Here is a 7,274-nt window from a genome sequence, read left to right on the forward strand (position 1 = left end):
CAGGTTCTCCCGCCCCGACCACTGGTCCTCGGGCACCCACAACCTCTTGGCCTCGGACATTGCTGCTCCTCCTGCTGGGCTCACCCGGTTTCACCGGCCCGTGCGTGTAGAACACCACGGTAACGGCCCAGCACACACCAGCGACCTTCGGGTCCACGGGGGCCGGACGGACGACCAGGGCCGGGCGTAGGCTCGAGGCCATGAGGGACCGGTCGACTCCGCCCGATGCTCAAGGCCCCACCACCACCCATCCGCGGTTCGAGGCCGCCCGCCGCGCCTATCCACGGGCCCGCCATCAACTCACGATCGCGGCCCTAGAGGAACTGACCCTGCGGGTCCGCACCCGCCACCCGGAGGCGGTGCGCATGCTGTTCATCTGCGACGACGTTGAGGACGGGCTCTACCTCGCCGAGCTCTCCGACCACCGCGGCCGGAGACTGGGCACAGCAGGCCCTTGTTGGAGGACCGCACCTGCCACCAGGTCCTGGGCAATCCGTACGGTCCAGACCTGGCCGTGCTGGCCGGGGGCGACCACGACCCCGTCGACATGACCTTCACCGTCACCATCACCGTCAGCGACCGCGACCGCTGAAACGCCGCACTCACCCGGGGCGGCCACTTCGATATCCCACCGACGGTCCAGTGAGGGATCGGCCAGGGGCTGGCTCAGGATAGGTCCTGGCGCAGCTGGGCTAGCAGTTCTGCCACGACCTGGTGGCCGTGCTCGACCCCGGTGCGTACTGCCGCCAGCTCCGCCCCGTGCAGCAGACCGACGGCGTAGCGGTCCTCCCCGGTGCCCTGCGAGGAGGCGGCCGTGCGCTCTAGCCAGCCGGCGACGACTCCGGCGTCCATGATCTCTCCGAGCACGTCCTGATGCTTCTTGGCATCGGCGGCAGCGGCCCCCACAGCCGTGCTGGGTTCGAAGCCGGCGCGTTTGAGGGTCGCGTTCACGTAGCGGACCCGTTTGACGGCCTTGCGGACCTCGTGGAGGTGCTCCAGCCGCTGCTCCGGGCCGGTCTCCGCACCGGAGTCCTCGGCCGCGACACCGTGCGCCCCCACGCGAACCACCTTGCGCAGGGTCCGACGCAGCAGCTTGTCCACGGCCTTGCCCGCTGAGGATCGCCGGCACTGCTCGGTCAGGGGTGGGTCGGCGGCGAAGTCTTGTACATCGGCCAGCAGGCGCAGATGCGCGGGGTTGCTCAGGTGACCGCGCACGGTGGCCGCGGCCGCCGCGGCCTGCTCCTCGGCGGTGTGCTGCAGCACCTGAGCGGCCATCGGGTTCACTCGCCCGCTCAGGACCGCGACCCGGGTGGGCAGCAGCTCGGCGGTGACCTCGGCGTCTCGGGCACCGGACAGCGCCCGGGCCAGGTCCCGCAGCCGTACATCGAGCTGTTGGGCGGCATCGCCTTCGAGGAACGGGGTGGCGGCCTTGATCAGACTGCGCATCGACCGGGAGGTCACCCGCATTTGGTGCACCGCATCGGGGGCGTCCAGGCGCACCTTGAGGTCCCACAGCACCAACTGCTCGGCCAACTGCTCCAGCACCGTGCGCAGAACCTCCGCCCCGCTGGCTTTGCTCCCGGCCTTCTGTTTCCCGGATTTCTTGCCGTTCTGCGCAGAGATCGTCTCCGTCGTCACCTCGGCGGGCACGGGCACGCTATCGTCCTCGCTTGGGGTGACGTCCTCGGCGCCCAGGGCTCGGGCGATCTTCGCCTCGGAAGACGAGGGCCGGCCTCCTGCTGCGACCAGAGCTTGTTCCACATCGGTGACGATCCGGTGCCGCTGGTCTTCGGGGACGGTCCCATCGACCAACTCCACCTCCCACTCTGACCACGACCGGGTCGTGCCGGTGCGCCGGTCCACGGCCTTGACCTCGTCGATGGCGACTTCGGCCATCGAGGCCCCGGCGTCATCGGCCACCGAAAGCACCCGTCGGGTGGCGGTCAACGTGGCGATCGGGTGCAGCCGATGCCCGGCGCTGAGGCCCTCCACCAAGTGCCGCACCGCTGCCGGCATCCGTCCCGGTGACCCGGTCAGCAGAGGGACCTGAGCCTCATAGCGCCCGGACTTTTCACGCAGCTTCACGTGCCACCCCTCGTCGGACCCGCCCCGGCGCCGGCGCAGCGCCACCTGGTGGCGGTGAAGGACCATGTCAGCGGTGTCGTAGTACACCGCCACCAACCGGTGCTCCACCGCGGCGTCGGTCACCGTGTATCCCTGAAGCCCGCTCCAGTCGATTAGTGCCTTGGCCCCGCTGGGAAGCTCGTACTTGCGCTCGACCTCACGGTGGGTGACAGCGGTCATGGTGTGCTCCTGGATACGGGCCACAGGGCAGGTCAGGCCCGCCCCCGAGAGTGGGGACGATCATACGCCCCGAAAGTGACGCGATTCACACGCCCGCACCAGGGAAGGATCATGGTCTCGGGAATGACAACGCCGCAGGTCAGGAGCGGATCGTGGTTCCACACCCCGTGCCGGTGCCGCGGATGCGCAGTCGTTACGCTCCTGTACAAGGGGATTCCATGAACGGGGGCGGGGTCATGTCCGTAGCGGCGATGATGGCCACGGCCGGGGGAATCGCGGTGGTGGCAGCAGCGGCCTGGTGGGGGATGCGGTGGGCGCGCCGGTGGCGCACGACGGTGCGGTTGCGCTGGATCCAGGCCTACCACGCCAGCCTGCAGGCCGAGCTGCAGATGAGCTACGAGCGGGTCTACACCCGGTGCGCGGATCAGCCCGCCTGGGGTGAGCAGAAGCTGGCGGACATGGAATGGGCCTTCACCGAGATCGACAGTGTGCTGGAGAGGCGGCAGCTGGATGATCTGGCCGACCTCGGGCGCAGCGTGCCAGCGGTGGCCCAGCCCGTGGTGCCGGCCGTGCTTGGGATCAGTGGGACCGTGGCGATGGTCGTCGCGACGATGATCGGGCTCTGAGAGCCGAAGCCGGTGCGCTGCCGTGGGCACCGACCGGGCAGGTCAGGTCGCGGCCACGAGCCACCAGCCATGGGGCTGTGAGCCCGGGGGAGGCGGGTCACCCAGTCCTGTGGCTCGTCGTTGAGGCAGTGGGAGTGGCCTGGGCGTGAATCTGCTCCCACAGGTTTGTCACTCGGGTGTCGATGGCATCGACCACTTCCCGGGCTCGCTCCCGGGTCGAGGCGGTCAGCAGACCTCCAACGCACCAGTGCTCGTGGGTCGTGCCGGGATAGACCCGGATGCCGTCGCTGGCCCCAAAAGTGATCACCAGATCGGCGGCACGCACCACATCGTCAGTCACCGGCTTCGGATACAGATTGGGGGGCTCGATCCCCCGCTCCACCAGCATCTCAACGGCGATGGAATCTACGGCTTCCCCGGCGGCGAAGCCGGCCGAGCGAGCCACCACCGCACCCTGGGCGTAGTGGGCCAGCAACGCGGCAGCGACCTGGGAACGATTGGCGTCCTCCTCATCGACGAACAGCACCTGCGGCACCGACCCCTCCTGCGGATTCCTCGCATGAGCCAGAGCGCTCAGCCGGTCGGTGGCGAAGTGCCCGGCCAACGGCGCCAAAAAAGCATGGATCTTCGCGGTGCGCGCCAAGAAGGTGTAGGACTCGAAAACGACCCGCTCGACCAGATCCGGAGAGAACACCCCGGCTCAGCGCTCGGCCAGATGCTCCACCGTGCGCTGAAGAACCCGGGTGTCCAAAACCTGCGCAGGTTCCGCCGGCCGCTGCTGCTGCGGGTCCGTGTACTCCTCCACCGGAGTCCCTCCCAAGGCCGCACCCAATGCGGTGGTCCTGAGCACCTCGGCGTGGTGCCGGGCACACCGCCTCGTTGCCCCGGTCTGCTTGCTCCAGGGGGTGCAACGCCTAGCGGGTTCCCTCACCACAGCCGTTGCCGGCACCCCTGTCGTTGCCGCCTGAATACTGACCTTCGGGCGCCGGGCGGATTCAACGGCGATAAGGGGTCAATATTCGCTCGGCGTTGACAACCCCCGCGCCCCACTGTGATTCAGAGCACAATAATGCTAGTGGTGGGTGTCCACTAGATGGTCACAAGATGGCCATGAGGTGAACCAGTTGATGCCGATGGCAGGTGTGTCTAGGGGTCGTAGACGTAGCCGAGACCGCGCACGGTACGCAGGTGTTGCGGGTCGGCAGGATCGATCTCGAGCATGTGCCGCAACCGGGCCATCTGGGTATCCACGGCTTTGCTTTCAATCCCGGAGTCAGCACCCCACACCTGGTCGATCAACTCGCCGCGGGTCAACACCCGACCCGGGCTGCGCAACAGAACCTCGAGCAACTGGAAGGTTTTCAGCGGCAACGACACGGGCGCACCCCCGACGCTGACCTGGTGTGCATACAGGTCCATCCGCACCCGCGCACATCCCAAAACGGTGGACGGGATCAACTCCGGTGGCTGGTGTCGGCGCAACACCGCACGCATGCGGGCGATGAGCTCACCGGAGGCAAAGGGTTTGGTGACGTAGTCGTCGGCCCCGGCTTCCAGGCCGGCGACCGTGTCCATTTCGGTGTCCCGGGCGGTGAGCATGATGATCGGCACCTCGCAGCGTTGCCGCAGCTGACGGCACAGGTGCATTCCCGGTATCCCGGGAAGCTGCAGATCCAACAGGATCAGGTCCACCACGGAGGGGTCGAAGGCCCGGATCGCGTCCACACCGTTGTCGATGACCGTGACCTCAAATCCCGACCGGCGTAGCAGAAAGGCCAATGGGTCACTGATCGACGCCTCGTCCTCGATCAGCCAGATGTGATCCACGCTCCCGGTCTCCCTCCACCCCAATGACACGGGCCACGATACGGGCAGCAGAACTCGGTGCCGACAGCGTATCCACCCCCTATCCCGGTTCCAGCCGCCCCACGCTCACCCGGGGTGAGCAACCACTACCGACTCGCGGGCGCGCCCTGTAGGTATCTGCAACTGACATCCTGGATGAGCCCTTACCTGTTCCGTCCGGGGCATCCCACCCCTGAGGCGTTGCGGGGTCACCGTGGCGTTCACCCAAGGTTTCCTGGAAGGACACCAGGCCCGGATACGTTCCTCCTAGTCAGCGCGACCCCCGGCCGCTGACGCGACAGTGCGGATCCACCCCCCAAGCATCCGCACCGAATGCCCCAGCTGTCCGACAACTGTCCGGCTGGGGCATTCTTATGCCCCAGCCCCGGTCGTTCCCGGACGAGCGCACTTCCGAGCATGCTCCACGGTAAGTGTCCGAGGTCCGGGACCCCTCCGGGTACTCACCAGGCTCGCCTTACCGGTGTGGGACGGGCAGGACCGGTGTGGTGCTGACGCTCCCGGCGACCCTAGAAGGGGAGGGCCACGGGGGGCATCAGCGATTGGTGGTCAGCACCAGCCGGCGGGTGATCTTGGCGGCCCGGGCCATGAGCCGCTCCAGCGGCCCTTGCCCCAATGTCTTGCGCCAGATCATGGCGAAGGCCACGGCGGCGCCCACGTGCACGAGGAATCACAGGTGAACCGTCACGGCTTCTCTGCCGTCTTCATACGGGCTGTGTCTCCGGTCGGGGCGCAGTGATCTGATCGTAGTGGGCGGCCTCTAACTCGGCCGGTGGGACGTTGCCGAGGCTGGAGTGCAGCCGACGGGTGTTGTACCAGTCCACTCAGGCCATCGTGGAGTACTCGACGTCGCTGACGGTCTTCAGCGGCCCTTTCACGAACGGGCCCGGGCGGATGCACTCGGTCTTGTACAGGCCGATGATCGACTCCATCAGGCAGTTGTCGTAGGCATCCCCGACCGAGCCGATCGACGGGGCCATGCCTTCCAGCGCCAGGTGCTCGGTGAAGCGCAGCGCCGTGTATTGCGACCCGGCGTCCTGGTGATGAATCAGCCCTTCCGGCAACACCAGCCCCTGACGGGCACGGTCCCACCGGCCCATCCGCAGGCAAGTGAGCACCAGGTCCGTGGTGCGTGCGATGGCCGCGTTCCAGGACACGATCCGCTGGGCGAAGACGTCCACGATGAAGGCGACGTAGACGAACCCGGCCCACGTGCGCACGTACGTAAAGTCGGCGACCCACACGGTGTTGGGCGCGTCCGCGGTGAAGTTGCGGTTGAGCAGATCACCGGCCCTGGCCCCGTCGGCGGACGGGACCGTGGTGCGCACCCGCTTGCCGCGCACTACCCCGGCCAGCCCGAGTGCGCGCATCAGCCGGTCTACCGTGCAGTGGGCCACCGTCAGCCCGCACCGGCGCAGGTATGCCGTCATCTTGCGCCGGCCGTAGAGGCCTTCCGGGGTGCCCACAGTGGCCAGCAGCGCATCCATGACGATCGCGTCGCTGACCGTGCGCACGGCAGGCTGCCGACCGGGCTGGTTCCAGGACCGATACGTTCTCGCGGCGACCGGCACGCCCTGCTGACGCAGGACCGCGCAGACCGACTCGACCGCGTAACCTTCGGCCCTCATCTGGTCGATGAACCCGGCGATCAACGGTTGCGGGGGTCGAGCTCCCCCGCGAAGAAAATCGAGGCCTTCCGCAAAATCTCGTTGGCCTCGCGCAACCGCTTGTTCTCGGCCTTGAGCCGCTTGATCTCCTCGGCGCCCTCGGAGGTGACCCCCGGGCGGGAACCGGCGTCGACCTCGGCCTGGGACACCCACCGCCGCAGCGTCTCACGCGCCACACCGAGCTGGGCGCCGACCGCGACGCTGGCCGCGGTCACCGATCCGTAGTCGGCCTGATGGTCCTGGACCATCCGCACCGCTCGAGCCTTGAACTCGGCATCGTACTTCTTGGGCATGTCGTCATCCTTCATCACAAGGAAGCGGCATCAAACCCGTGACGGTTCACCAATTCCGGAAAGAACACCCCGGCGTAGCAGGTCACCAGTGGTTAGGCGGCTCGGTGCAGGATTTGTGGGTCCTGGAGCTTGACGTGGTGCTCAATCATGGTCATTCCTCACAGTTCCAGCCGGTGGAGATGGGTGCCTCAGCAGATGCGCAGCTTGAAGGTATCGGAGGCGAGCATCATCCGTTCCCCGATGCCGGTGTCACGAACCCATACCACCCCTGCGTCCGGGGCGATGTCCTCCACGATTCCCTGGTGGTGCACCACTGCCTGGCTCACCGCTTCGAGATGGTCTCCCAGGCGGACCTGCCTGAGATCGTGGATCAGGGAACTGACCGCTGTCGTCTCGTGGTGATTCATGGCAGGCGCCCATCATCGTGCTGTCAGCCCCAGAAGATCCCCAGGTCAAGTCCATTTGCGTGGTGTAACGCAGTCCCCGCGTGATTCTTGGGGTGGTCAGGCGCTGAGGGCCAG

Annotated in this window: 6 protein-coding genes and 1 pseudogene; 2 read left to right on the top strand and 5 right to left on the bottom strand. The window is 67.3% G+C overall.

Going from position 1 to position 7,274, the window contains the following annotated elements; genetic code table 11:
- Window positions 1-454 precede the first annotated feature (454 nt).
- Window positions 455-592 carry a hypothetical protein gene (locus ACFYE1_RS17005; protein WP_387745594.1) on the top strand — a complete coding sequence of 46 codons (138 nt, stop codon included), beginning with the start codon at window positions 455-457 and terminating at the stop codon, window positions 590-592.
- A 74-nt stretch (window positions 593-666) separates the two neighbouring features.
- Here the strand turns inward: ACFYE1_RS17005 and ACFYE1_RS17010 are convergent, their stop codons facing one another.
- Window positions 667-2,304, bottom strand: coding sequence for a CYTH and CHAD domain-containing protein (locus ACFYE1_RS17010; protein WP_387745597.1), 1,638 nt, complete (start codon window positions 2,302-2,304; stop codon window positions 667-669).
- Window positions 2,305-2,522: 218 nt separating this feature from the next.
- Between ACFYE1_RS17010 and ACFYE1_RS17015 the strand changes: the two genes are divergently transcribed.
- Window positions 2,523-2,930, top strand: a complete 408-nt coding sequence (locus tag ACFYE1_RS17015; protein WP_387745600.1) for a hypothetical protein — start codon at window positions 2,523-2,525, stop codon at window positions 2,928-2,930.
- A gap of 97 nt (window positions 2,931-3,027) precedes the next feature.
- Here ACFYE1_RS17015 and ACFYE1_RS17020 read toward each other — a convergent pair whose 3' ends face one another.
- The 4 genes and pseudogenes from ACFYE1_RS17020 to ACFYE1_RS17035 form a co-directional block, all read right to left on the bottom strand.
- Window positions 3,028-3,624: an arsenate-mycothiol transferase ArsC gene (locus ACFYE1_RS17020; protein WP_387745603.1), complete on the bottom strand. Its 597-nt coding sequence runs from the start codon at window positions 3,622-3,624 to the stop codon at window positions 3,028-3,030.
- Window positions 3,625-4,076: 452 nt separating this feature from the next.
- Window positions 4,077-4,757 carry a response regulator gene (locus ACFYE1_RS17025; RefSeq protein WP_387745606.1) on the bottom strand — a complete coding sequence of 227 codons (681 nt, stop codon included), beginning with the start codon at window positions 4,755-4,757 and terminating at the stop codon, window positions 4,077-4,079.
- 740 nt (window positions 4,758-5,497) lie between these two features.
- A pseudogene (locus ACFYE1_RS17030) lies at window positions 5,498-6,753 on the bottom strand (IS3 family transposase).
- Between the two features lie 188 nt (window positions 6,754-6,941).
- Window positions 6,942-7,160, bottom strand: coding sequence for a hypothetical protein (locus ACFYE1_RS17035; RefSeq protein ID WP_387745609.1), 219 nt, complete (start codon window positions 7,158-7,160; stop codon window positions 6,942-6,944).
- Window positions 7,161-7,274: the final 114 nt, after the last annotated feature.

Source organism: Kocuria nitroreducens (assembly GCF_042879195.1).
GTDB lineage: Bacteria > Actinomycetota > Actinomycetes > Actinomycetales > Micrococcaceae > Kocuria > Kocuria nitroreducens.

What these genes read in the sequence shown, in the direction of transcription:
- ACFYE1_RS17010 (WP_387745597.1), bottom strand. Translation starts at nt 2,304, where the DNA reads ATGACCGCTGTCACCCACCGTGAGGTCGAGCGCAAGTACGAGCTTCCC.
- ACFYE1_RS17015 (WP_387745600.1), top strand. Translation starts at nt 2,523, where the DNA reads ATGAACGGGGGCGGGGTCATGTCCGTAGCGGCGATGATGGCCACGGCC.
- ACFYE1_RS17035 (WP_387745609.1), bottom strand. Translation starts at nt 7,160, where the DNA reads ATGAATCACCACGAGACGACAGCGGTCAGTTCCCTGATCCACGATCTC.